The sequence below is a fragment of the Telluria sp. Soil_C_11 genome (assembly GCF_057657395.1).
In genome coordinates this window covers 330,003-355,893 of record NZ_JBDGIN010000001.1, presented here as the reverse complement: position 1 = coordinate 355,893, position 25,891 = coordinate 330,003, and the positions used below count along the sequence as shown (strand labels likewise).

Sequence of the window (25,891 nt, the reverse complement as noted above, 5' to 3'; positions counted from 1 at the left end):
TCGAGTTTCGGTCTACTCCGCGTCGGTCTACATCTTTACAAGGAATTCATCATGGATAATCAGAAGTCGAGCGAAGGAAAAGGCAGCAATGCTGGAAGCAACGCAAGTAACCTGGGCAGCTCCGGCAGCTCGGGGAACTCGGGCAACTCGGGCAGCCTGAACAAGAGCAGCCAACTGAACCAGGGCAAGGACCAGACTACCTCGACCGGCTCGAGCACCGGCGGCGCCACCGCGTCGAGCACCGGCGCCGTGGGCGGCACCAGCAACGCCGGCTCGTCGTCGACCTCCTCGTCGTCGCAGGGCGTGGGCTCGATGGGCGCGATGAGCGCCAGCGGCTCGACCGCCAGCGGCACCAATAGCGCAAGCAGCGGCTCGACCGGCTCGTCCAACCTCAACCGCGGCGGCTCCAGCATGGGCACCAGCGGTTCGTCGGGCAGCAGCCAGAGCGGCATGGGCGCGAGCGCAGGCACCGGCTCGGGCACCGGCGGCGACATGAAGGACATGGCGGCATCCAAGGCCCAGGACCTGCACTCGAAGATCGACCAGGCAGCCGATGCCGCCAAGCCGATGGTCGACAAGGCCGTCAACAGCGTGCAGCCGATGGTCGACCGCCTGGCCACCACCGCCCACGCCGGCGTGGACAAGCTGCAAGGCATGCTGAGCACCAGCTCCCAGAGCCTGGGCCAGCGCAAGGAACAGCTGACCGACGCCTACGGCCAGTACATGGACCAGGGCCGCGAGTATGTGCGCCAGAACCCGGGTACCGCCGTGGCGATCGCCGCGGGTGTCGGCTTCCTGCTGGCCAAGATCCTGGGTGGCAGCCGCCGCGATTATTGATCTCTCCCGCAGTCCAAGCACCGAAGCCGGCTCCATGCCGGCTTCTTTTTTTGCCTGATTTCACTCAAATAAATCAAATATTTGATGCTTCACCAATCGTGCGACGATGCTTACGAGCGCATACTGGCATGAATTGCCGAAATTGGTAATCAATAACATTAAATAGAGGAGATTGAAATGGCACGTGAAAAACAGACATGGAACCCGGCAGCGGTATTCTTCGCCGGCGCCGCGATCATGGGCGTCATGGCGCCGGCGGGCGCTTCCAGCCACCGCGAGGCGCCATTCCTGACGAATGCGCCGAAAGTCGACGGCACCGATTTCTACATGTTCCGCAGCTACGCCTCCGGGCGCCAGGACTACGTCACGCTGATCGCCAATTTCATTCCCTTCCAGGATCCGCAGGGCGGCCCGAACTTCTACCAGTTCGACCAGAACGCCCTGTATGAAATCCACATCGACAACAACGGCGATGCCAAGGAAGACATCACCTTCCAGCTGCGTTTCAAGAACACTTCCAAGCGCACCGCGCTGAACATCGGCGGCAAGCAGGTCCTGATCCCGCTGATCAACTCCTCGACCATCAGCGGCGTCAACCCGGCCTCGCTGAACGTCCGCGAGACCTATACCATCGACATGGTGAAGGGCGACCGCCGCGGCGGCACCCGCTCGCGCCTGGCCGGCGCCAACGGCGCCACCGAATTCGACAAGCCGGTCGACAATATCGGCGACAAGACCTTCGGCGGCGCCGGCGGCTACGAGACCTATGCCAACCAGCACATCTACGACATCGCGATTCCGGGCTGCGGGACCGGCCGGGTGTTCGTCGGCCAGCGCAAGGAACCTTTCTTTATCGCCGTCGGCAAGATCTTCGACCTGTTCAACCTGGACCCGCTCGGCGCCGAGGCCGGCGGCAACAAGAACGACCTCGAAGGAAAGAACGTCAGCACGATCGCGCTCGAAGTGCCGATCGCCTGCCTGACCGCGGCCGGCGAACCGGTCATCGGCGGCTACGCCACCGCCAGCATGCGCCAGGGCCGCCTGATCAATCCGGCCCCGGCCTCGGGCATCAACAATGCCGTGAAGGAGGGCGGACCCTGGGCCCAGGTGTCGCGCGTCGGCATGCCGCTGGTGAACGAAGTCGTGATCGGCATGGACGACAAGGACCGCTTCAACACCTCGAAGCCGAAGGATGACGCGCAGTTCCTTACCTACGTCACCAACCCGGTGCTGCCGGCCGTGGTCGAGACCCTGTTCCCGGCCGCCAAGGCGCCGACCAACTTCCCGCGCAACGACCTGGTCACCGTGTTCCTGAAGGGACTGCCGGGCGTGAACCAGCCGAAGAGCGTGGTGCCGTCCGAGATGCTGCGCCTGAACACCAGCATCGCGCCGACCGCGCAAGCGGCACAGAACCCGCTCGGCGTGGCGGCCGGCGACAATGCCGGTTTCCCGAACGGGCGCCGTCCGGGCGACGACGTCGTGGATGCCTCGCTGCGCGTGGCGATGGGCGCGCTGTGCGTGCTGACCGGCGCCAACGATGCCCTTGGCGTCGGCTGCAAGCCGGCCGATGCGCCTGCGGGCGGCCTCAAGCTGACCGACGGCGTGCGCAAGACCGCAACCGATTTCAAGCCGGCCTTCCCTTACCTGAACACGCCGCTGCCGGGCAACCAATAAGGGGAGGACACCATGACCAAGCTCCAGACCATGGCGCGCCGTCCGTTCGCGGCGCTGGCCCTGGTGGCGCTGGCGGCCCTGCTGGGCGCCTGCCACCACAATGACGACGACCGCCCGCCGCCCGTGACGGAAACGCCGCCGCCGCCGGTGGCGACCGACGCCTTCATCGCCTATGTGTCGCAGCAGGTGGCGACCCAGAGCGACAGCGCGGAACCGCTCTCGACCGACGGCGTCAGCGTCACCGCGCCGGAGGACACCGAGCCCTTGCCGGTGCCCGGCTCGTGAGGGGAACAGCGCGCGGCCCGGTACTGGCCTTCGCGCTGCTGATGGCCGGCGGGGCGGCCCTGGCGGCGCCGCACATCCCGGCCGACGGCAACCGGGTCGTCGAGCGGCTGCCCAGCCGCAGCGATCCGGCCCAGCGCGAACTGGGCCGGCTGCGCGCCGAACTCGGCGCCAGGCCGGACGATGTGCGGCTTGCGGGTGCGCTGGCCCGGCGCTACATCGAGCAGGCCCGCATCGATGGCGATCCGCGCTACCTCGGCTATGCCCAGGCGGCGCTGGCGCCATGGTGGAAGCAGGACGCGCCGCCGGACGAGGTGCTGGTGCTGCGCGCCACGCTGCGCCAGAGCACCCACCAGTTCCCGGCCGCCCTGGCCGACCTCGACGCGGCGCTGCGGCGCGACAGCGGCAATGTGCAGGCCTGGCTGACCCGCGCCACCGTGCAGATGGTGAGCGGCGACCTGCGCGGCGCGCGCGCCAGCTGCATGCGCCTGTACTCGCGCGCGCCCGCGCTGGTGGTGCAGACCTGCCTGTCGAATGTCGGCAGCGTCAGCGGCCAGGCCGCCGCCAGCTATCGCCAGCTGCTGGAGGCGCAAACCCGCCATCCGCTCGATGCGCCCGGCATCCGGGTTTGGGTGGAGACCCTGCTGGCCGAGATGGCGGAACGCATGGGCGACGCCGCCGGCGCCGAAGCGCATTTCCGCCAGGCCCTCGCAGCCGGGCAGCCCGACAGCTACCTGCTGGGCGCCTGGTCCGATTTCCTGCTCGACCATGGCCGCGCGCCGGAAGTGGTGCGCCTGTTGAAGGACAAGACCCGGGTCGATGCGCTCCTGCTGCGCTACGCACTGGCGCTGCAGGCGACCGGATCGCCGGAAGCGGCGCCGCAGACCGCGGCCCTGCGCGTGCGCTTCGATGCCGCGATGCTGCGCGGCGACACCGTGCACCAGCGCGAACAGGCGCGCTTCGAACTCGCGCTGCGCCACGACCCGGCCGCGGCCGTGCGGCTGGCCAAGGCCAACTGGCAGGTGCAGAAGGAGCCGGCCGACTTGCGGATCCTGGCCGATTGCGCCGTCGCCAGCGGCGATGCGGAAGCGGCCGGGATGGTGCGCGACTGGCTGCAAAGCTCGCGCATCGAAGACCGCCGCATCGCCGCGACCGCCGCCCGCCTGAAGGTGGCGGCATGATCGCGCTCTTCCGTTACCGCCTGCTGGCGGCTCGGTTGCTTGCGGCTTTGCTGACGGCTCTGCTGGCGATGCCGGCCCAGGCCCACAAGCCGAGCGACAGCTACCTCACGCTCGACGTCAAGCAGGGCGGCCAGGTCGACGGACAATGGGACATCGCCTTGCGCGACCTGGAAATGGCGATCGGCCTCGACCAGGACGGCAACGGCGAGCTGACCTGGAACGAAGTGCGCGCGCGCCACGATGCGATCGCCGCGTATGCGCTGGCGCGCCTGAAGCTGGCCAGCGCCGGCGCCGCCTGCCCGCTGCGCGTCACCGAACAGCTGCTCGACGACCACAGCGACGGCGCCTATGCCGTGCTGCGCCTTCACGCCGATTGCGGCGGCGCCATCGACACCCTCGACCTCGACTACCGCCTGCTGTTCGACATCGACCCGCAGCACAAGGGACTGCTCCAGTTGCGGCATGGGGGCCAGGTCTCGACCGCGATCTTCGCGCCCGACAGCGCACGCCAGGCGCTGCGCGTGCTTGACGCCTCCGGCTGGCGCCAGTTCGGCGACTACGTGCGGCACGGCATCTGGCACATCTGGATCGGCTTCGACCACATCCTGTTCCTGCTGTCGCTGCTGCTGCCCGCGGTGCTGGACTACCGGGACCGCCGGTGGCAGGGCAGGAGCACCTTCCGCGCCGCCGCGCTCGACGTGCTGAAGATCGTCACCGCCTTCACGCTGGCGCACTCGATCACGCTGACCCTGGCGACCTTGGGCATGGTGGCGCTGCCGTCGCGGCTGGTCGAGTCGGCGATCGCCGCCTCGGTGGTGCTGGCCGCGCTGAACAACCTGTGGCCGCTGTTCCACGGCCGGCGCGCGCTGGTCGCCTTTGCATTCGGCCTGATCCACGGCTTCGGCTTCGCCAGCGTGCTGCTCGACCTGGGCCTGCCGAAGAGTGCCCTGCTGCTGTCGCTGGTCGGCTTCAACGCCGGGGTCGAGGTCGGGCAGATCGCGATCGTGGCCTTGTTCTTGCCGCTGGCTTTCCTGGTGCGGAATACGGTGGTGTACCGGCGCGGGATTCTCGGGGCGGGGTCGTGCATGATTGCGCTGCTGGCGCTGGCCTGGCTGGCGGAGCGGGGGTTGGATGTGAAGTTGTTGGCATAAAAACCGTCGCCCCCCAACCAACCGTCGCCCCCGCGAAGGCGGGGGCCCAAGTTCTGCATGCGTCACGATAGCGCCAGCAAACTTGGGTCCCCGCCTTCGCGGGGACGACGTTGACAGGCTAACTTATTTAATCGCGCTTTCCTCACTCCGCGCCGGATGCTGCGGATGCTTCCGCAACCTCTTCCCCATCCGCCCGAACCAGTGCTCGGCATCGTCCACATAAGTAAACACCGCCGGCACCACCAGCAAACTCAAAAGCGTCGACGTGATCAGGCCGCCGATCACGGCCACCGCCATCGGTGAACGGAAGCTGGGGTCGCCGGACAGGCCGAGGGCCAGCGGCAGCATGCCGGCGCCCATCGCGATCGTGGTCATGACGATCGGACGCGAGCGCTTGTGGCAGGCGTCGACCAGGGCGTCGAAGCGGTTCATGCCGGCTTTCCGCGCCAGGATCGCGTAGTCGACCAGCAGGATCGAGTTCTTGGTCACGATCCCCATCAGCATGATCAGGCCGATCATGGTCGGCATCGACAGCGCGTTATGCGTCAGCAGCAGCGCCACGAAGGCGCCGCCGATCGACAGCGGCAGCGCCGCCAGGATGGTCACTGGCTGCAGGAAGTCGGTGAACAGCAGCACCAGCACGCCATAGATGCACAGCACGCCGATCGCCATCGCGATGCCGAAGCTGGCGAACAGGTTCTGCATTTCCTGGGCGTCGCCCAGTTCGGCGATCTGTACCGAGGCCGGCAGGTTGCGCAAGGCGGGCAGGGCGCGCGCCTCGGCGTTCACTTCGCCCAGCGAGCGCCCGTTCAGTTCCACTTCCAGGGTCACGTTGCGGCTGCGGTTCAGGCGGTCGATCTGGGCCGGACCGCTTTCCATCGTGATGTCGGCCACGTTCGCGAGGAGTACCGGCCCGTTCTTGCCCGGCACCGTCAGGCGGCCGATGGCGTCGAGGTCGGCGCGCACCGCATCGGGCAGCTTCACGCGGATCGGCACCTGGCGCTCGGACACGTTCATCTTCGCCAGCACCTGGTCGTAGTCGCCCGCGGTGGCCACGCGCACGGTCTCGCCGATGCTGGCCGCGGTCACGCCCAGGTCGGCCGCGCGCGCGAAGTCGGGACGCACGATGATCTCGGGCCGCACCAGCGAGGCGCTGGAGCTGACGTTGCCGATCCCCTGCAGGGTGCGCAGTTCGCGCTCGGCCTGGCGCGCGGCGGCCGTCAGCGCCGCCGCGTCCTCGCTGCGCAGCACCAGCTGCATCTTGATGCCGGTTTCCGGCGGGCCGACCGTGAAGCGCGCGCCCGGGATGTCGGCCAGCTTCGCGCGCAGGCGCGACTCGATGGCGGCCAGCGATTCCTTGCGCTCGTCGCGGTGCACGGTGGTGAGGGTCAGCACGGCGCGCCGGGCCTCGGCCGCCGCGCCGGGGGCGAAGGCGTCGCCGCTGGAGCCGCCGCCGATCGAGCTGAACACGGTCTTGATGTGCGGGACCTGCAGCGCGGCCAGGCGCACCTGCTCGGCCACGGCGCGCGTCTGCGCCAGGGTCGAGCCGGGCGGCAGCTCGACGTTGATCTGGGTCTGGGCGCGGTCGCCGGCCGGCACGAAGCCGGTCGGCAGGAAGCGGATGAGCGAGATCGAGAGGCCGAAGAACAGGGCCGCCGCGAGCATCGTCAGGCCGCGGTGGCGCAGGCACCACTGCATGGTGCGCATGTAGCGCCGCATGATGGGACCGTCCTTTTCCTCGCCATGTTTGGCCGGCTTCAGGAAGTAGGCCGCCATCATCGGCGTCAGCAGGCGCGCCACCAGCAGCGAGGCGAGGATGGCCAGCACCGCGGTCCAGCCGAACTGCTTGAAGAACTTGCCGGGGATGCCGCTCATGAAGGCGGTCGGCAGGAACACGGCGACCAGCGAGAACGTGGTCGCGATCACCGCCATGCCGATCTCGTCGGCCGCTTCGAGCGCGGCCTGCATCGGGCTCTTGCCCATCCTCAGGTGCCGCGAGATGTTCTCGATCTCGACGATCGCATCGTCGACCAGCACGCCCACCACCAGGGCCAGCGACAGCAGCGTCACCATATTGAGCGTGTAGCCGAACAGGTACTGACCGAGGAAGGCCGGGATCACCGACAGCGGCAGGGCGGCGGCGGCGACGATGGTGGCGCGCCAGTCGCGCAGGAACCACAGCACCACCAGCACCGCCAGGATCGCGCCTTCCCACAGCATCTCCATCGAGGCGTCGAAGTTTTCCTCGACCGGCCGGGCGTTGTCGATCACTTCGCGCAGCACCACGTTGGCGTGCTTCGCCTGCAGCTCGCGCATGGCCGCGCGCGCGCCTGCCGCGACCTCGGTCTCGCCGGCGCCGCGGGTGCGGAAGATCTCGAAGCCGACCACGGTGCGGCCATCCTGCTCGGCGACGGCGCGCGGCTCGGCCACCGTGTCCGAGACCTTCGCGATCTCGCTCAGCGTCACGTGGCGGCCGTCCGGCAACGGGATCTCCATGCGCGCCAGTTCCTGCGCTGTCTGCACGGTGGCCAGGGTGCGCACCGACTGCTCGGCGCCGCTGACGTCGCCGCGTCCGCCGGGCTCCTCGCGCTGCACGTTGCGCAGCATGCGCGAGACGTCCAGCGCCGATACCCGCAGCGCCGCCATCCGTGCGTCGTCGAGCTCGACCCGCACTTCGCGGTAGACGCCGCCCACGCGCTTGACCGCGCCCACGCCCGGCACGCTGAGCAGGCGCTTGGCGACCGTGTTGTCGACGAACCAGCTGAGGTCGGGGGCGTCCAGCGCCGGCCTGCCGTTGGCCTGCGCCGCCTCGGCGGTGAAGGTCAGCACCACGCGGCCGGCGGTGGTGGTCTTGGTCACGCTGGGGTCGCGCATCTCGGCCGGCAGGTCGGCGCGCACGCGCGCGACGGCGTCGCGCACGTCGTTGACCGCGTCCGACAGGTCCTTCTCGAGGACGAATTCGACGGTGATGGTGGCGACGCCGTCCAGCACCCGCGTGTAGATGTTCTTGATCCCTTGCAGGGTCGCGACCGAATCCTCGATCTTGCGCGCGACCTCGGTCTCGAGCTGGGCCGGGGCGGCGCCGTCGAGGGTGGCGGTGACGGTCACGATGGGCAGTTCGATGTCCGGGAAGTCCTGCACTTTATTCGCCCTGAAGGCCAGGATGCCGGCCAGGGTGAGCAGGGCGAACAGCATGATCGCCGGGATCGGATTGCGGATCGAGAGGGCCGAGAAATTCATTGCAGCCCCTTCAGCGCGCGGCTACCGGCGCGGTTGCCGGCGCCGGTGAGGCGCGCACCGGATTTGGTACCTGTCGTACCAAATCCCCATCGTTCAGGAAGCCGGCGCCGCTGACCACCACCAGCGCATCGGCCGGCAGTCCGGCCACCACCTCGACCCGCTCGCCGAGCCGGCGCCCGGTCGTGACCTTGACCTGGCTGACGCGATTGTCCGCGCCTTTGCCCGGATTGAGGCGGAACACGTAGGAGAAGCCGTCGCGCACCGCGATCGCCTGCTGCGGCACCGTCAGCGCGCTCGATTCGCCCAGTTCGAACTGGCCGCCGGCGAACATCCCCGCCTTGAGCGGCGCGGACGGCGACAGGCTGGGCGGCAGGTCGACGTAGACCAGGGCCACCCGGGTCTGCGGATCGACGGTCGGCGCCACCGTGCGCACCGTGCCGGTCACCAGCGCGCCGCTGGCGGTCTTGACCTGGGCCTTCAGGCCGGGTTTCATGCGCGGCAGTTCGGCGGACGTGATCTCGGCCCGCCACTCCAGGCGGCCCTGGCGGATCATGCGGAACAATTCGGCGCCCACGCCCGCGACCGCGCCGACGGTGGCGCTGCGCGCCGAGACGATGCCGCTGTCGGGCGCGACCACTTGCGTGTATTTCAGGCGCAGCTGCTGCTGCGACAGCGTGGCGCGCGCGGCCGCCACCCGCGCCGCGGCGGTGCGCTCGGCCGTCAGGTATTGGGTGACCTGCTGCTCGCTCATGGCGCCCGAGCTTTGCAGGGCGCGGGCGCGCTGGGCGTCCGCCCGGGCGGCGGCCGCATTCGCTTCGGCCTCCTGCAGCGCGGCCCTGGCCTGGGCCAGGTCGGCGTTGACCGGGTCGGCATCGAACACGGCCAGCACCTGGCCCTTCCTGACGACGTCGCCCACGTTGACGCGCACTTCGCGCAGGCGCAGGCCGTTCGATTCGCTGCCGATCACGGCTTCCTGCCAGGCGGCGACGTTGCCGTTGGCGGCCAGCAGCAGCGGCAGGCGCGCGGTGGCGGGACGCGCCGTGGTCACGGTGAGCGCGGGCGTCGTCGCCGGCCCTGCGGCCTTCTTGTCGTCGGCGCGGCTGGCGGCGGCGAACACGCCGGCCAGCAGCAGGGCGGGAAACAGGACGGCGAGGATGGCGCGGAACGGGCGGGGAGGTGTCTGCATCGGAGGCTCAGAGAAGGTGGATGCCGAAGCGTTTCATCAGCAGGGCGAACAGGGCGAAGCTGCACAGGGTGATCAGCACCCCGGCGCCCAGCGCGGGCCAGAAGCCGAAGCGCTCCATCAGGAAGGGAAAGGCGGCGAACATCGGCAGCGTCGGCAGCACGTACCAGAGCGTGTACCAGGCATGGTTGGCGATCTTCGCGGACGGCTGCTTTTCCAGGTGCAGCCAGACCAGGGTCAGGATGGTGATCATCGGCAGTGCGCCGATCAGGCCGCCCAGGCGGTCGCTGCGCGCCGCGGCTTCGGATACCAGGACGACGACGAGAGCGGTAAGCAGGTATTTGGTCAGGATCCAGATCATGAACGGAGCAGGCTTGGGTGGATGGTGCGGAACCCCGACAGTGTAGCAAAGGGGACGCGCCGGCCCCGTCACGTATGTACCGGCGGCTGTTACAAATGCTTACTTTTGCAAAGGGGTATCCATTACTAGACTGTGCAGCGGAACTTATCTGTTCGATCACTGCTGGAGTGTCCACCCATGACCCGTCCTTCGCTCCTCATCCTGGCCGCCCTCGTGCTGGCGCCGGTCCTCCATGCGGCGCCGCTGGCCCCCCGGCAGCAGGCGGTACACGTGCTGAACCGCCTGGCCTTCGGCCCGCGCCTGGGCGACGTCGAGCGCGTCGAGCGCATCGGCGTGCAGCAGTACATCGACGAGCAGCTGCATCCCGAAGCCATCCCGATGCCACCGGCATTGAGCGCGCGCCTGGACGCGCTCGAGACCGTCGGGCGCAGCGCCGGCGACTCCCTGGGCCGCTACCTCGAACTGCGCAGGGAGGTGCGCAACGAGGAGGAGGGCGCGAAGCAGCGCCGCCGCATCGAGCAGGGACGCGCGGCGCGCGAGGCGGCCGAGGCGCGCCTGGTGCGCGCGGCCGAGAGCCCGCGCCAGCTCGAGGAAGTGATGGTCGACTTCTGGTACAACCATTTCAACGTCTTCGCCGGCAAGGGCATCGACCGCGCCCTGGTCGCCAGCTACGAGCGCGACGCCATCCGCCCGCATGCGCTGGGCTCCTTCCGTGCGCTGCTGGGCGCCACCGCCAGGCATCCGGCGATGCTGTTCTATCTCGATAACGTGGTGTCCTCGGTGCCCCAGCCGAACGCCAGGGGGCGAGGAAAAAATAGAAGCGAGGGCCTGAACGAGAACTATGCGCGCGAGCTGATGGAGCTGCACACCTTGGGCGTGGACGGCGGCTATACCCAGCACGACGTGACGGAACTGGCGCGCATGCTGACCGGCTGGACCTTCGACCAGCGCCGCCTGGTGCGCAATGGCGAGACCTTCCGTTTCGACGCCGGACGCCATGACAAGGGCGCCAAGACCTGGCTCGGGCAGGAGATCGCACCGGGTGGCCAGGCCGAGGGCGAGTACGCGCTCGACGTGCTGGCCATGCACCCGGCCACCGCACGCCACGTCAGCTACCAGCTGGCCCAGTACTTCGTCAGCGATGCGCCGCCCCCAGGCCTGGTCGAGCGCATGTCCCGCACCTGGCTGGCCAGCCAGGGCGACATCCGCGCCGTGCTCAAGACCCTGTTCGCCAGCAGCGAATTCATGGACAGCGCGGCGGCCGGCGCCAAGTTCAAGACACCCTACCAGTTCGTGGTCTCGGCCGTGCGCGCCAGCGGCACGCCGCTGGCGAACGTGGGACCGCTGGTGAACGCCATGAACCAGCTCGGCATGCCGCTGTACGGCTGCCAGACCCCGGACGGCTACAAGAACATCCAGGATGCCTGGTTGAACCCGGACGCGCTGACGCGCCGCATCGCCTTCGCCACCGCGCTGGCCCAGGGCCGGCTGCCGCTGGCGACCGCTCCGGTGCCCGCGCCGCAGGCTCCGCCGGAGCCGATGCAGAACCTGGCCGGCAGCGATGCTTCCCCGGCGATGTTCATGCCGCCGGCAGCGCCGCCGCCTTCGCCAATGCAACCGCCGGTGCCGCTCGATCCGGCCGCGTTGCAGGCCACGCTGGCGGGCGCGCTGTCGCCGGCCACACTCGACACCGTCGCGCGCCATCCGGACGGTCTGCGCGCCGCGATGGTGCTGGGCAGCCCCGACTTCATGCAGCACTGAGAGCGTCCAGGGAGACAACGATGCAACGCAGGGATTTCCTGAATACGCTGGCGCTGGGCGCCGGCATCGTACTGCCGCTGGGCCGCCACGCCTGGGCCGCCACCAGCATCGCCACCGGCGCGGAGGCAACCCGCAAGAAGCTGGTGGTGGTGATGCTGCGCGGCGCGGTGGATGGGCTGAACGTGGTGGCGCCGGTGGGCGACCAGAACTACCTGCGCCTGCGTCCCGGCATCGGCCTGGCCAGCCCGGGCATGGAGAACGGGGCGCTCGACCTGGACGGCTACTTCGGCCTGCACCCGGCGCTGGCCAGCCTGCAGCCGCTGTGGCAGCAGAAGAAGCTGGCCTTCGTCCACGCCAGCGGTTCGCCGGACGCCACCCGCTCGCACTTCGATGCCCAGGACTACATGGAATCGGCCACGCCCGGCCGCAAGAGCACGCCGGACGGCTGGATGAACCGCCTGGTCGCCACCCTGCCGGGCACGCCCACGCCGAGCCGCCTGCTGGGCATCGGGCCGGTGATGCCGCGCATCCTGGCCGGCCAGGCCGCCGCGGTCAACCTGCCGAACGTGGCCTCGGCGACGCGCGCCGACATCCTCGACCGTCCCGCGCTCGGCGCCGCCTTCGACCAGCTGTACGCGGGTCATCCGCGCTTCGGCCGCGCGTATGACGACGGCCGCAAGGCGCACCGCGAAGTGATGATGGCCGCCGCCGGGACGCCGCAGATGGAAATGGCCGACCGCGGCGCGCCGCTGCCGAACGGCTTCCCCGACGACGCGGCGCGCCTGGCGGCGCTGATGCGCAACGATCCGAAGATCCAGCTGGCCTTCGTCGCGCTGGGCGGCTGGGATACCCACGTGGCGCAGGGCGCCGGCACCGGCCAGCTGGCGAACCGCCTGGCGCCGCTGGGCCAGGGACTGGCGGTGCTGGCCCAGCGCCTCGGCAGCCTGTTCGACGACACCGTGGTGGTGGTGATGTCGGAGTTCGGCCGCACCGCGCGCGAGAACGGCACCGGCGGCACCGACCATGGCCACGGCAATGTGATGTGGGTACTGGGCGGGAAGGTCGATGGCGGCCGGGTGGTCGGCGACTGGCAGGGCCTGGAAGAGGCCGCGCTGAACGAAGGCAGGGATTTGCCGGTCACGACCGATTTCCGTTCGGTGCTGGCGCAGGTCGCCGAACGGCATTTGCTGTTGGACGATAAGCAGCTGGCCCAGGTCTTTCCTGCGATGCCGCAAAAATCGCCGGCCTTCCGTCTGCTGCGCAGCTGAATGTAGGAGCGCTCCCACTCGGGGGCGGGGTCAACGCGCTATCGTAGTTCTACCGTATTGCAGTGCACAATAATTGTGCGCTATAGTGGAACTGTCTCCTCCAGTTTTCTCCGAAACCTGGATTCCGCCCGCTCCGCAAGGTTGCGGGCTTTTTTTTATCCGCTCGTCGTTCCCGGCACTGCCGGAAACAACTTCCCCCCAAGTTCTTTTTGCGTTCTCGATACGCGCGCAAACTTGGGCCCCCGCCTTTGCGGGGGCGACGGTTAGGCGCCCGGCCGCCTAGGCGCCGGTCAGCTCGGCATCATCCCCCTGGAACGCCCCGGCCCGCCAGGTAAGAACGAGCGTATCGCGGTGCCCATGCTCGCCCAGCGGCTGGATCGGCGTCGACTCGTGGATCACGGCCGCGTCGTCGAGCAGCAGCATGGTCCAGGGTTCGAGCATGGTGAAGCGCTGGCCTTTCGGTCCGTCTGCTTCGAACACGCGGGTCTCGCCGCCCTTGATGTTCTCGCGCCCGATCAGGATCACGGCGACGAAGTCGACGCCGTCGCGGTGCGCGCCTTCCGGGGTCGGACGGCCGATGCCGTCGGCGGTGTCGATGCGGAACTGGTGTGCCTCGACATACCAGGTCTGCGCGCCCTTCACGTCGGAGCACACCGCGCCGAGTGCGCGCAGCAGCCGGTTCCAGGCCGGCTGTTCGACGGTTCCCGGCTCGATCGGCACGAACAGGCGGTGCATGCCGCCGTGCAGGGCGTTGTACTCGACCGGCTGCCAGTGCGCGCGGTGCGGGCTCTGGGTCAGCGCAGCGCCGTCGTCGACGAAGCAGGAGTGGCGCCGGCGCCGGTAGCGGCCGCCGTCCTTCAGGTAGTTGTCGAGTTCCAGCCGGTCCCAGCTCGGCGCCAGGGCCTGCAGGTCGTCGAGGGAGCAGCCGGCCAGGCCTGCCACATCTTGCGGACGCAGCAGGGCATAGCCGTCCGTACGCAGCGCATCGACGATGCGCGACGGGTCGGTATAGGGTGGTTGCGGTGTAGTCATCCTCTTAGCGTAGCACTTTTTGAAAGTGGCCGTGTTGCCACAGGCCATCGACATCCGGCGCCATCCGATGTCATCCGGAAGCGCGCTACGCACCACGAATAAAATTTCAACTGTTTCGCAACAGCCAGATTGTCGTACATACGCGGTGCTTGTTTGTCATCTTTGTGTCATACATATTCGTCAATCTTTGTATCTTCCACATGATGAAAACAGGAGACCTATGCGCCGCGTTCACGTCAAGAAGTCCTCGTCATTCGCCCTGATGCTGAGCCTGGCGCTCGGCGCCAGCCATGCGGTTTTTGCGTCGGAGCAGGATCATCGCGAATTCGAGGCGACCCTGCACGCCCCGTACACTGCACAGGCGGCCCAGGAAGGCCGCACCTTCACGCTCCAGTTCAGCTATCCCTTCGTGCGCCAGGCGCAGGACGTGGCATGGCGGCTCGAGCTGCTCGACCCGGCGCAGCGCGTGATCCAGAGCTGGCGCGGCACCGAGCGCCTGTCCGGCAAACCGGTCGAGGTCAAGGTCGGCTGGACCGGCCGCGCCAATGATCCGGCCCTGCGCGATGGCGTCTACCAGGTGCGGCTGGTCGCGGTGGCGAATCCGTCGGATGCGCGTTCGCGGACCGCGCTGTCCGGCGAGGACGTGGACCGGCTGGTCGATGCGCAAGAGGGCGAGCGTATCGAGCAATCCTGGGACATCGTGGTCGGCGAGCCCGACACGGCGCCGATGCCGGCATTCGGCGCGCTGCCCACCCGCGCCGGCGCAGGCGCGCCGGCAAAGGGGGCCAAAAGCACGGCGCAGGGAACGCCGACCATCGAATCGGTGGCCGCCCCCAGCTCGCTGCCGTACACGATCTACTACGGCAACCTGCACAGCCAGACCAACCACAGCGACGGCGGCGGCGTGCTGTCCTCGTGCACCGGCGCACAGAATCCGCAGGCCGGCGCCTACGGTCCGACCGACGCCTGGAACTACGCGATGGGCAAGGGCCTCGACATCCTGATGGCGTCCGAGCACAACCACATGTACGACGGCTCGGACTCGACCAACACCTCGGCCAGCCCGGCCACCGCCAAGTCGCTCTACCAGTCCGGCCTGTCGGCGGCCGCCAGCTTCAACACCGCCCATCCCAACTTCCTTGCCGTGTACGGCCTGGAGTGGGGCGTGATCAGCAACGGCGGCCACATGAACATCTTCAACACCGGCGAACTGCTCGAGTGGGAATACAACAGCGGCAACCAGCTGATCGGCGACACCTACACCGCCAAGAGCGACTACGCCGCGCTGTACACCCTGATGAAGAACCGCGGCTGGATCGGCCAGTTCAACCATCCCGATACCACCGGCCAGTTCCTGGTGAATGGCGTCCCGCTCGGCTACACGGCCGACGGCGACCAGGCGATGGTGCTGTGCGAAGTGCTGAACACCTCGGCCTTCTCGACCAACACCAGCGAAACCGAAACCAGCCGCAGCAGCTACGAAGGCGCCTGCAAGAAGGCGCTCGAGGCGGGCTTCCACGTCGCCTTCTCGACCAACCAGGACAACCATTGCGCCAACTGGGGCGCCTCCTACACCAACCGCACCGGCGTGCTGATCCCGAACGGCACGGCGCTCAGCAACGCCAGCTTCATCGAAGCGCTGCGCGCGCGCCGCGTGTTCGCGACCATGGACAAGACTTCGCAACTGGTGCTGACCGCGAACGGCCACGTGATGGGCGAACGCATCAGCAACAGCGGCCCGCTGAACCTGGTGGCCAACTTCGCCAGCACCTCGGGCAAGACCGCATCCACGGTGGTGATCTATGAAGGCGTCCCGGGCCGCAACGGCACCGTCACCCAGCTGGCGGCCAGCGCCAGCACGACGATCACGCCGGCCACCGGCGAACACTTCTACTACGCCAAGGTCACGCAAAACGACGGCAACAGCCTGTGGTCGGCGCCCATCTGGGTCACGCAAACGACCGGCACCGGCGGCGACACCACGCTGCCTTCCGTGAGCGCGAGCGAGAGCGGGACCAGCGGCACGATCACGCTGTCGGCCACGGCCAGCGACAACGTCGGCGTCACCAAGGTCGAGTTCTATGTGGACGGCGTACTGAAGGGGACCGACACCACCGCAGCGTATTCGATGACGCTCGACTCGACCCTGCTCGCGAACGGCAGCCACACGCTCACCGCGAAGGCCTACGACGCGGCCGGCAACGTGGCCACCTCGAGCGCCGTCGGCTTCAGCGTCAGCAATACGGCGCCATCCACGCAGCTGCTGGCGAATCCGGGCTTCGAGTCGGGCGCGGTATCGTGGACCGCGTCCAGCGGCGTGATCACCAACGATGCCTCGGTGGCCGCGCACGCCGGCAGCTACAAGGCCTGGCTCGACGGCTACGGCGCGACGCACACGGACACGCTGTACCAGCAGGTGACGATTCCCTCGACCGCCACCAGCGCGACCTTGGCGTTCTGGCTGATGGTGCTGTCCGACGAGACCACCACCACGACCGCCTACGACACCCTCAAGGTCCAGGTGCGCAACAGCAGCGGCACGGTGCTGGCCACGCTGGCGACCTACTCCAACCTGAACAAGGGAACGAGTTATTCGCAGAAGAGCTTCGACCTGTCGGCCTACAAGGGACAGACCGTGCAGGTCTACTTCGTCGGTGCGGAAGACTCGACGATCCAGACCTCGTTCGTGCTCGACGACGTGACGCTGACCGTGAACTGACTGAAGCGGGGCTTACCAGTTCTTGACGAGGGTGAGCCTGAACGAGCGCGATTCGAGCGGGTGGAAGTGGATGTCCTCGCGCGGCGCAGGCTCGCCGCGCAGCTGCGAGGCATAGTAGTAGTCGATGCTCGAGACGCGCCGGTTGGCCAGGTTGAAGCCTTCCAGCTCCAGCCGCAGGTCTTTCGCGACGCGGTAGCCGATGCGTCCGTTCAGCGTGGTGCTGGCGTGCGAGCGCACGCTGTTGTCCTCGATGAGCGGGCGCGGCCCGAAGTAGCGCAGGCGCAGCGCGCCTTCCCAGGCGCCGTTGTTCCCGAGCTGGCTGGCGGTGATGGCCAGCTGGCCCACGCCCTCGACGGCGCCGGGAATCCGGTCCTGTCCCGGCGCCACCCCGCGCGAGCGCGCGTGCGCGAACGCGGCGTCGAAGTCGATCGACAGCCATTTCATGGGCTTGTAGTAGTTCGAGAACTCGATGCCGATGCGCCGGCTCGGCGACCCGGCCTCGGTCGTTCCTTCGTCGCCGACGTAGCTCAGCTCCGAATCGAAATCCAGGCGGTACAGCGACAGCGCGGTCTGCATCTTCGGAACCGCTTCCGTGCGCAGGCCGATCTCCATGCCGCGCGAGCGCACCAGTCCCGGCGCCCCGGCGATCACCCCGCGCGCATCGTTGCTGTGGAAGCCCTGGCCATAGTTCAGATACAGCTCGCTGCTCTTCCAGGGGCCGAACACCAGGTTCAGCGAAGGGCTGAGCAGGGTATCGCCGGCGCTGCCCGAATTGCCGGCCAGGCTGCTGCGGACCCTGAAGCGGTAGTCGTCGGCGCGCAGGCCGACGATGCCGCGCAAGGATTCGCCCCAGCGCGTCGCGCTCTCGATCCAGGCTGCGCGGCTGGTCTCGACGATGTGGTCCTGGCGCGTCACGTCCAGCACCTGCCGGGCCTGCGTGTGGACCAGCGCATTGAAGATATTGTCGTTCTGGGCCTGTGCGCCGACGCTCAGGTCCGAGGTGAGCGTATCGCTGTGGTAGGCATGCCAGGTGTGTTGGGCGTTGACGCCGGCGGTGACGCGGCGGTCGGGTTGGGCGAACTGGTCGCCATGCACCGGGTCGTTCATGAAATAGGTGAAGTTCGACCACAGGTCCAGCTGGTTGCGGATGATGTAGGCATTCAGCTTCGAGGCCGAATCGGCGGCCGTGCGCCGCCACACGCCCGACAGGCTGTAGCGCCGCGCTTCGCCGCCGTCGCTGTCGTCGATGGCATCGAAGCGCCCGATGCCTTGATTGTCCACTGAGTCGCCGACGGCGCGTTCGGGGATCTGGTCGGTCGCATTCCAGCGCCCGTGGTAGGCCATCGCCGTGACGCTCCAGCCATTGTTGGCATAGCCGCGGCTGTAGCGCAGCACGCCGTTCACCTTTTGATAGTCATCCGGATGAACATAGGGACCGTCGTTGTGCAGCAGTTCCAGCGCGTAGGTGAGGGCGCCGCCGGCCGCGTCCTGCGAGGCCGCCAGCGCCGTGCGCGCATAGCCGTTCTGCCCGACGCTCAGGGTGGCTACGTCGCGCGCCAGCCGGTTGGCATAGGTGATCGCGGCGCTGCCGGCCGAGGCGAAGTCGCCGTCGCGCGCCGAGTACGGCCCCTTGCGGTAGTCGAGGCGGGCGGTCAGTTCCGGGATCAGGAAATTCAGGTCGGTCCAGCCCTGGCCGTGGGCGTGCGAGCGCTGGTTGACCGGCATGTCGTCGACCCAGGTCGCGAGGTCGGTGCCGTGGTCGAGGTTGAAGCCGCGCAGGTAGAACTGGTTGGCCTTGCCTTCGCCGCTGTGCTGGCTGGCGATCAGGCCGGGCGCCGCTTCCAGCAGCTCGCCGGGGCGGTAGATGGTGCGCATCTCCAGTTCCTTCTGGCTGACGCTGCCGGCGTTCGCGGATTCGGCGATGCCGAGCTGGCTGGCGCGCGCACCTTCGACCAGCACGCGCTGGATCACCAGGTCGTCGGCATGGGCGCAAGGAATGGCAAACAGCGGAGAGGACAGCGCGGCCAGCGCGCAGGGCAGGACTCGGAGAGGCATCGATTAATGAACCCTAAACTCGGAATGACTGCTGCTGAAGCCGAAGGTGCGCACGCTGCCGGCCACCGTCAGGTTCACGGTATTCAGCTGGTCGGGCATGAAGTCGGTCATGACTGCGTCGTGGATGATCTCGACCTTCGCGGCCGGGGTCTGCGGCGCTTCCTGGTAGATGACGACGCTCTGGGCGTCGGCCGTCATGCCGACCCAGCTCAGCGGCAGGCGGCGCTTGTCCTTGTCCGCCAGCCAGAACTGCCTCTCGACGTATTTGCGGAACACGGCCTGGTCCTCGGGATCGGACAGGTCGAACTGGCGCTGGTACAGGTTGGTCAGCAGGGCTTCGACGTCGTGCGCCATATAGGTGTGCACGACTTCGAGGCTGCCGGTACGCTCGTTGTGGCTGATGTCGGTGATCCCGGCATGGAAGTTGTGCGCCGGCGCCAGCGCGCAGGCGCCGGCCAGCACGGCGGCGCCCGCACACCGGGCAATGAAGCGTTTCAGGTTCATTGCACCTTCCTGCCCGCTTCGATGGACTGCTCGGCATCCTTCACGGCTTCCTTGCTGTCCTTCGTTTTCAGTTTTTCACTGTAGTCTTTCATCATGTCGTCCTGCGGGTGCTGGCTCTTGAACAGTTCCAGGCGCGACTGCACCGGCTTGCGCGGCCAGGCATTGTCGCTCTGGTCGACGTCGGCGGTTTCCCGGTACGGGTCCTGCACCAGGCTGGTCATCGGCTCGTCGGTGATGATCAGCTTCGTGATCTTCTTCGGGTTGTAGCGCCACACTTCGGCGGGCACGCGCTCGATGTACTTCTTGCCGCTCGCCAGCGTGATCTCCAGGATCAGCGGCGTCACCAGCCCGCCCTTGTTGCTGAAGTCGACCAGGTACAGGTGCCTGCCTTCCTTGAGCAGCGCCTTTTCCCAGTCCTCCAGGCCTTCCACGGTTTCATTGTACTTGTTGCGGTCCTTGTTGGTGACCGTGAAGTCGTCGTGCTTGTTGTAGAAATCCTTCAGTTCCGGATGGGCGTCGACGCGGCGCGGCAGGGTGCCCTTGTTGCGCTGGTCGGTGACCGAGACCGGTTCTGCATCGTGGCGGGCGCGCTTCCAGGCCTTCTCGACTTCCGGATCCTTGCTGCCGATGGTGTATTCGCTGATGCCGTCCACGCTCACGTCGACCGCATCGGTGGTGTAGAACCAGCCGCGCCAGAACCAGTCGAGGTCCGTGCCGGAGGCGTCTTCCATGGTGCGGAAGAAGTCGGCCGGGGTGGGGCGCTTGAACTTCCAGCGCTCGGCATAGGTGCGGAAGGCGAAGTCGAACAGTTCGCGGCCCAGCACCGTCTCGCGCAGGACGTTCAGGGCGGTGGCCGGCTTGGCGTAGGCGTTGCTGCCGCGGTTGGTGATCGACTCGGAATTGGTCATGATCGGCTGCTGGTTGCGGCTCTTCATGTAGTCGACGATGTTGCGCGCTTCGCCGCGGCGGGCCGGGTAGTTGTCTTCCCACGCGGTCTCGGCGAGGAACTGCATGAAAGAGTTCAGGCCCTCGTCCATCCAGGTCCACTGGCGCTCGTCCGAGTTGACGATCATCGGGAAGTAGTTGTGGCCGACTTCGTGGATGATCACGCTGATCAGGCCATACTTGGTGCTGCGCGAGTAGGTCAGCTCGCCGGTCTTCTTGTCCTTCGTCGGGCGGCCGCCATTGAACGAGATCATCGGGTATTCCATGCCGCCCACCGGGCCGTTCACCGAAATCGCCACCGGATAGGGATAGTCGAACGAGTACTTGTTGTACTGGTCGATGGTGTGGATGATGGCCTGGGTCGAATACTTTTCCCACAGCGGGTTGCCTTCCTTCGGATAGAAGGACATCGCCAGCACGTCGGTCCCGCCCTTCCTGAAGCCTTGCGCATCCCAGATGAACTTGCGGCTGGTGGCCCAGGCGAAGTCGCGCACGTTGTTCGCCTTGAAGCGCCAGGTTTTCATCGTGGTGGCGCGGCCTTTTTCGCGCGCTTCGGCGTCCGCCTGGCTGGCGATGACGACCGGCTGCTTCGCCGTGCGCGCCTGCTCGAGGCGCTGGCGCTGGGCCGCGCTCAGGACCTCGCCCGGGTTCTGCAGTTCGCCGGTGGCGGCCACGATGTGGTCCGACGGGACCGTGATCTCGACGTCGTAGTCGCCGAATTCCAGCGTGAACTCGCCGTCGCCCAGGTACTGCTTGTTCTGCCAGCCATGGACGTCGTAGTAGGCGGCCATGCGCGGGTAGAACTGGGCGATCTCGAACAGGTCGTTCTTGTCTTCCTTGTCGAAACGTTCGAAGCCCATCCTGCGGCCCAATACGTTCGTCTCCGGCACGTTGAAGGACCACGCCATGTTGAACGAGAAGCGCGAACCCGGCTTGAGCGGCTGCTCGAGGTCGATGCGCATCATGGTCTTGTTGATCACGTAGCGCAGCGGCTTGCCGTCCGTACCGGTGACGCTGGCGACCTTGAAGCCGCCGTCGAACTTGCGGCTCTCGACCAGGAAGCGGGCCGCCTCGTACTGCAGGCCAGTCTGCCCGCCGGGGCCGGCCGTGCGCCATGCCTCGCGCGACGGATAGCTCGAGATGTTGCGGTTGTCGGAGTCGGCGCGGAACATGTTCTGGTCGAGCTGCACCCACAGGTAGTTGAGCGTGTCCGGCGAGTTGTTGTGGTAGGTGACGGTCTCGCTGCCGGTGATGGCGCGTCCGGCCTCGTCCAGCTGCGCACGGATCCTGTAATCGGCGCGCTGCTGCCAGTAGGCGTGGCCCGGCGCGCCCGATGCGGTGCGGGTGTCGGTGGGCGTGGGCAGCAGTTCGTCGAGCTGGCGGAACTTGTCGTCGAACGGTTCCGCGGCGTGGGCGGAACCGGCGATGGCGGCGATCAGGGCGAGGGCGGCGGGGAGGCGTTTCATGTGTTTGATGTGGAAACGGTAGCCGGACCTGGCTGGCGCGGCTACCGGAATGACGTCACGTCGTCCCCGCGCAGGCGGGGACCCAGGTTGGATGCGTTGCGACAGCGCTGGCAAACCTGGATTCCCGCCTTCGCGGGAACGACGGGGGTGGGTTACTTGGCTGCGCCTTCGGCGGCGTTCACTTCCGGCTTGGCATCCTTGGACTCTTTCGACTCCTTGGTTTTCAGCTTTTCGTTATAGTCACGCATCATGTCGTCACCGCCATCGCGTTTCGACTTGAACAGTTCCAGGCGCGACGGGGCCGCCTTGCGCGGCCAGGCGTTGTCGCTCTGGTCGGTGTCGGCGGTTTCCCAGTACGGGTCCTGCACCAGGCTGGTCATCGGCTCGTCGGTAATGATCAGCTTCGTGATCTTCTTCGGGTTGTAGCGCCATACTTCGGCGGGCACGCGCTCGATGTACTTCTTGCCGCTCGCCAGCGTGATCTCCAGGACCAGCGGCGTCACCAGCCCGCCCTTGTTGCTGAAGTCGACCAGGTACAGGTGCTTGCCTTCCTTGAGCAGCGCCTTTTCCCAGTCTTCCAGGCCTTCCATCGCCTCGTTGTACTTGTTGCGGTCCTTGTTGGTGACCGTGAAGTCGTCGTGCTCGTTGTAGAAGTCCTTCAGTTCCGGATGCGCATCGACGCGGCGCGGCAGGGTGCCCTTGTTGCGCTGGTCGGTGATCGAGATCGGCTCCTGGTCGTGGCGGGCCTTCTTCCACGCCTTTTCGATTTCCGGATCCTTCGTGCCGATGGTGTACTCGCTGATGCCGTCCACGCTCACGTCCACATGGTCGGTGGTGTAGAACCAGCCGCGCCAGAACCAGTCGAGGTCCGTGCCGGAGGCGTCTTCCATGGTGCGGAAGAAGTCGGACGGGGTCGGACGCTTGAACTTCCAGCGGCGCGCGTACTCGCGGAATGCGAAGTCGAACAACTCGCGGCCCAGCACCGTTTCGCGCAGGACGTTCAGCGCGGCGGTCGGCTTGGCGTAGGCATTCGGGCCCAGCGCCGAGATCGACTCGGAATTGGTCATGATCGGCTGCTGGCCGGCGCTCTTCATGTAGTCCACGATCGCGCGCGGCTCGCCGCGCGACTGTGGGTAATTCTCTTCCCAGGCCTGCTCGGCCAGGTACTGCACGAAGCTGTTCAGGCCCTCGTCCATCCAGGTCCACTGGCGCTCGTCCGAGTTGACGATCATCGGGAAGTAGTTGTGGCCGACTTCGTGGATCACGACGCCGATCAGGCCGTACTTGGTGCGTTTCGAATAGGTGATTTCGCCGGTCTTCTTGTCCTTGGTCGGACGCGGGCCGTTAAACGAGATCATCGGGTATTCCATGCCGCCCACCGGGCCGTTCACCGAAATGGCGACCGGATACGGATAGTCGAACGAGTACTTGTTGTACTGGTCGATGGTGTGGATGATGGCCTGGGTCGAGTACTTTTCCCACAGCGGGTTGCCTTCCTTCGGGTAGAAGGACATCGCCAGCACATTGGTCGCATCCTTCTTGAAGCCTTGCGCATCCCAGATGAACTTGCGGCTCGACGCCCATGCGAAGTCGCGCACGTTCTTCGCCTTGAAGCGCCAGGTCTTCATCGTGGTGGCGCGGGTCTTTTCCTTCGCTTCGGCCTCACGCTGGGTCACGATCACGACCGGCTGCTTCGCGGTGCGGGCCTGCTCCAGGCGCTGGCGCTGGGTCGCGGTCAGGACCTCGCCCGGGTTCTGCAGCTCGCCGGTGGAGGCCACGATGTGGTCGGCGGGGACCGTGACGGACACGTCGTAGTCGCCGAATTCCAGCGTGAATTCGCCGGTGCCGAGGAACTGCTTGTGCTGCCAGCCCATCACGTCATAGTAGGCGGCCATGCGCGGGAACCACTGGGCGATCTCGAACAGGTCATTCTTGTCTTCGTCGAACTTCTCGTAGCCGGAGCGGCCGCCGAGCACCTTCTGCTCGTTGATCTTGTAGCTCCACTCGACCGAGAACGCCACCTTCGCGCCCGGCTTGAGCGGCTGCGGCAGGTCGATGCGCATCATCGTGCGGTTGATGACGTAGTGGAGCGGGGCGCCGCCGGCATCCTTCACCGACTTGATGTTGAAGCCGCCGTCGAAGCTGCGCGCAGTCATCAGCGACTGCAGCGCGTCGAACTTCATGCCGTCGTCCGGGCCGCGCGGCTTGTCCCACGCGTCGCGCGAGCGGATCGTGGCGCCGGTACGCGCATCCGAGTTCGGCTTGTAGATGTTCTGGTCGAGCTGGACCCACAGGTAGGTCAGGGTATCGGGGGAGTTGTTGTGATACGTGATCGTCTCGGCGCCGCTGATCGCCCGGTTGGCCTCGTCCAGCGTGGCGCGGATCGAATAGTCGGCGCGCTGCTGCCAGTAGGCCTGGCCCGGAGCGCCGGAGGCGGTGCGGATCGTGGTCGGGGTGGGAAGCAGTTCGTCGAGCTGGCGGAACTTGTCGTCGAAAGGTTCGGCTGCGATTGCGGACATGGTGAGGCATAGCGCCGCCAAGCTGATCGGCAAACGTATCATATTTACCCTGCGATAGAGGTTGAAAAGAAGAAAATATTCTAGTCTTACCTCTAAAACAATGGTTCGCTTGATTTGTAACAACGTTGTTACAAAGCACTAAAACGCCTGAGTGTGGCGTTTTGGATACTGTCGTACGGCCGGGGAGGGGGCGCTCAGGCGCTTGGCGCGGCGGCGTTCAAACCGCCAATGAAGCCGGTCACGAAGTCGAAGGACCCGGCGCCGAACCACAGCAGCAGGGCGGCGCCCAGCAGCATGTTGCGGTTGGTGCTGCGGAAACCCATCACGAGAAGGATCAGGCCCAGCAGTTGGATGGCCAGCGAGATGGCGACCATGGATGTCTCCGTGTCTGCGTTTTGACCAACGAATTATAGGCAAATCTAATTTATTTTTGTCAACTATCAGCAAGTCTCATGCACGCCGCACCGTGTTCGCCACGCCCCGCAGGTAGAGCGTGGCGATGGCGATCAGGATGCCCAGAAGCAGCAGCACCGTGTTCATCTCCAGCTTCACCTGCAGCGCCATCGCATAGCTGGCCGTCATCGCCAGGATGGCCAGGTTCTCGTTGAAGTTCTGCACCGCGATCGATTGTCCGGCGCTCATCAGGCTGTGGCCACGGTGCTGCAGGATGGCATTCATCGGCACCACGAACAGCCCGGCCAGCACGCCGATTCCCAGTAGCAGCGGCAGCGCGACCTGCACCGTGTGCACGAACACCATCGCGCACAGGCCGACGCCCAGCACGATCCCGACCGGCATCACCGCCATCGAGCGCACCAGCGGCACGGTCTTGCCGGCGATCGCGGCGCCGACCACCACCCCGGCCGCGAACACGCCCTGCAGCGCGGCCGCCTTGTCCAGCCCCAGGCCGAGGGCCGACTGGGCCCAGGCCAGCAACAGGATCTGCAGCACCATGCCGGCGCCCCAGAACAGCGACGTCACGCCCAGCGACACCCGGCCCTCGCGGTCGCGCCACAGGGTCGAATTGCAGCGGTAGAACTCGAGCAGCAGGGAAGGGATGGAGCGGCGCGCCTTCGCATAGCGGGTGCCGGCGTTCACGACGCACAGGTTCAGCACCCCGGCCAACAGGTAGGTCAGCACGATCACGGACACCGCCGCCTGCACCGGCGTATTGGCGATGCCGCCATGCGCGGGCGCGAGCCGCAGCAGCCACCCGATCATGTGCTCGTTGGCGGAAATCAGGCCGCCCAGGATGGTGCCGAGGATCATCGAGAGCACGGTGGTGCCCTCGATCCAGCCGTTGGCCGCCACCAGGCGCCGCGCCGGCAGGACTTCGGCCAGGATGCCGTACTTGGCCGGCGAGTAGGCCGAGGCGCCGAAGCCGACGATGCCATAGGCGAGCAGGGGATTGGCCTTGGCCAGTATCAGCGAGCAGCCGACCATCTTGATCGTGTTCGTCACCAGCATCACCCGTCCCTTCGGAAACATGTCGGCGAAGGCGCCGGCGAAGGGCGCCAGCAGGATGTACGAGAGAACAAAGCCCATCTTCAGCATCGGCGTCATCCATTCCGGAAACGACAGCGTCGTGATCAGCGAGACGCAGAGGATGAACAAGGCGCTGTCGGCCAGCGAGGAAAAGAACTGGGCCCCAACGATGGCGAAGAAGGCGGGTTTCATGGCATCGGGCTCGATGGTTGGAGAGCCCTTATATCA

18 protein-coding genes are annotated in these 25,891 nt (G+C 67.0%); 8 read left to right on the top strand and 10 right to left on the bottom strand.

Features of this window, described 5'->3' with window-relative positions:
- Positions 1-51: 51 nt before the first annotated feature.
- From AC3A6M_RS01540 to AC3A6M_RS01520, 5 genes are all read left to right on the top strand, one after another.
- Positions 52-837 (top strand): ElaB/YgaM/YqjD family protein, encoded by a 786-nt coding sequence (locus tag AC3A6M_RS01540; RefSeq protein ID WP_487850992.1) that lies wholly within the window; start codon positions 52-54, stop codon positions 835-837.
- Positions 838-1,014: 177 nt separating this feature from the next.
- The gene (locus AC3A6M_RS01535) at positions 1,015-2,511 is read left to right on the top strand and encodes a DUF4331 domain-containing protein (protein ID WP_487850991.1); all 1,497 of its coding nucleotides are present in this window, start codon (positions 1,015-1,017) and stop codon (positions 2,509-2,511) included.
- A gap of 12 nt (positions 2,512-2,523) precedes the next feature.
- Positions 2,524-2,796 (top strand): hypothetical protein, encoded by a 273-nt coding sequence (locus tag AC3A6M_RS01530; protein ID WP_487850990.1) that lies wholly within the window; start codon positions 2,524-2,526, stop codon positions 2,794-2,796.
- A complete protein-coding gene (locus tag AC3A6M_RS01525; protein WP_487850989.1) occupies positions 2,793-3,974 on the top strand; it encodes a hypothetical protein in 1,182 nt (393 codons plus the stop codon). The genes AC3A6M_RS01530 and AC3A6M_RS01525 overlap by 4 nt, the downstream gene beginning before the upstream one ends.
- Positions 3,971-5,125: a HupE/UreJ family protein gene (locus AC3A6M_RS01520; RefSeq protein ID WP_487850988.1), complete on the top strand. Its 1,155-nt coding sequence runs from the start codon at positions 3,971-3,973 to the stop codon at positions 5,123-5,125. Before AC3A6M_RS01525 ends, AC3A6M_RS01520 begins: the two co-directional genes overlap by 4 nt.
- 123 nt (positions 5,126-5,248) lie before the next feature.
- Here the strand turns inward: AC3A6M_RS01520 and AC3A6M_RS01515 are convergent, their stop codons facing one another.
- From AC3A6M_RS01515 to AC3A6M_RS01505, 3 genes are read right to left on the bottom strand one after another with little or no spacing between them, the layout of a single operon-like run.
- Entirely contained in the window at positions 5,249-8,365 is a 3,117-nt protein-coding gene (locus AC3A6M_RS01515; protein ID WP_487850987.1) for an efflux RND transporter permease subunit, read from the bottom strand.
- 10 nt (positions 8,366-8,375) lie between these two features.
- Positions 8,376-9,551 (bottom strand): efflux RND transporter periplasmic adaptor subunit, encoded by a 1,176-nt coding sequence (locus AC3A6M_RS01510; RefSeq protein WP_487850986.1) that lies wholly within the window; start codon positions 9,549-9,551, stop codon positions 8,376-8,378.
- Between the two features lie 7 nt (positions 9,552-9,558).
- Complete coding sequence (locus AC3A6M_RS01505; protein ID WP_487850985.1) at positions 9,559-9,909, bottom strand: DUF3147 family protein; 351 nt, start codon at positions 9,907-9,909, stop codon at positions 9,559-9,561.
- A gap of 177 nt (positions 9,910-10,086) precedes the next feature.
- Between AC3A6M_RS01505 and AC3A6M_RS01500 the strand changes: the two genes are divergently transcribed.
- A complete protein-coding gene (locus AC3A6M_RS01500; RefSeq protein WP_487850984.1) occupies positions 10,087-11,670 on the top strand; it encodes a DUF1800 domain-containing protein in 1,584 nt (527 codons plus the stop codon).
- A 20-nt stretch (positions 11,671-11,690) separates the two neighbouring features.
- Positions 11,691-12,938 (top strand): DUF1501 domain-containing protein, encoded by a 1,248-nt coding sequence (locus tag AC3A6M_RS01495; protein ID WP_487850983.1) that lies wholly within the window; start codon positions 11,691-11,693, stop codon positions 12,936-12,938.
- 279 nt (positions 12,939-13,217) lie between these two features.
- On the opposite strand, the gene AC3A6M_RS01490 is transcribed toward AC3A6M_RS01495, so the two are convergent.
- Entirely contained in the window at positions 13,218-13,970 is a 753-nt protein-coding gene (locus AC3A6M_RS01490; RefSeq protein WP_487850982.1) for a 2OG-Fe dioxygenase family protein, read from the bottom strand.
- A gap of 220 nt (positions 13,971-14,190) precedes the next feature.
- Here AC3A6M_RS01490 and AC3A6M_RS01485 point away from each other — a divergent pair, with 220 nt between their 5' ends.
- Positions 14,191-16,689, top strand: a complete 2,499-nt coding sequence (locus AC3A6M_RS01485; protein WP_487850981.1) for a CehA/McbA family metallohydrolase — start codon at positions 14,191-14,193, stop codon at positions 16,687-16,689.
- A gap of 12 nt (positions 16,690-16,701) precedes the next feature.
- On the opposite strand, the gene AC3A6M_RS01480 is transcribed toward AC3A6M_RS01485, so the two are convergent.
- The 6 genes from AC3A6M_RS01480 to lplT form a co-directional block, all read right to left on the bottom strand.
- A complete protein-coding gene (locus tag AC3A6M_RS01480; protein ID WP_487850980.1) occupies positions 16,702-18,744 on the bottom strand; it encodes a TonB-dependent receptor in 2,043 nt (680 codons plus the stop codon).
- A gap of 3 nt (positions 18,745-18,747) precedes the next feature.
- Positions 18,748-19,248 carry a DUF6702 family protein gene (locus tag AC3A6M_RS01475; protein WP_487850979.1) on the bottom strand — a complete coding sequence of 167 codons (501 nt, stop codon included), beginning with the start codon at positions 19,246-19,248 and terminating at the stop codon, positions 18,748-18,750.
- Positions 19,245-21,659: a M1 family metallopeptidase gene (locus tag AC3A6M_RS01470; RefSeq protein ID WP_487850978.1), complete on the bottom strand. Its 2,415-nt coding sequence runs from the start codon at positions 21,657-21,659 to the stop codon at positions 19,245-19,247. The genes AC3A6M_RS01475 and AC3A6M_RS01470 overlap by 4 nt, the downstream gene beginning before the upstream one ends.
- Positions 21,660-21,811: 152 nt before the next feature.
- Positions 21,812-24,178, bottom strand: a complete 2,367-nt coding sequence (locus AC3A6M_RS01465; RefSeq protein WP_487850977.1) for a M1 family metallopeptidase — start codon at positions 24,176-24,178, stop codon at positions 21,812-21,814.
- 194 nt (positions 24,179-24,372) lie between these two features.
- Complete coding sequence (locus tag AC3A6M_RS01460) at positions 24,373-24,552, bottom strand: hypothetical protein (RefSeq protein ID WP_487850976.1); 180 nt, start codon at positions 24,550-24,552, stop codon at positions 24,373-24,375.
- Positions 24,553-24,628: 76 nt separating this feature from the next.
- Entirely contained in the window at positions 24,629-25,855 is a 1,227-nt protein-coding gene (gene lplT, locus AC3A6M_RS01455) for a lysophospholipid transporter LplT (protein WP_487850975.1), read from the bottom strand.
- Between the last annotated feature and the right edge of the window lie 36 nt (positions 25,856-25,891).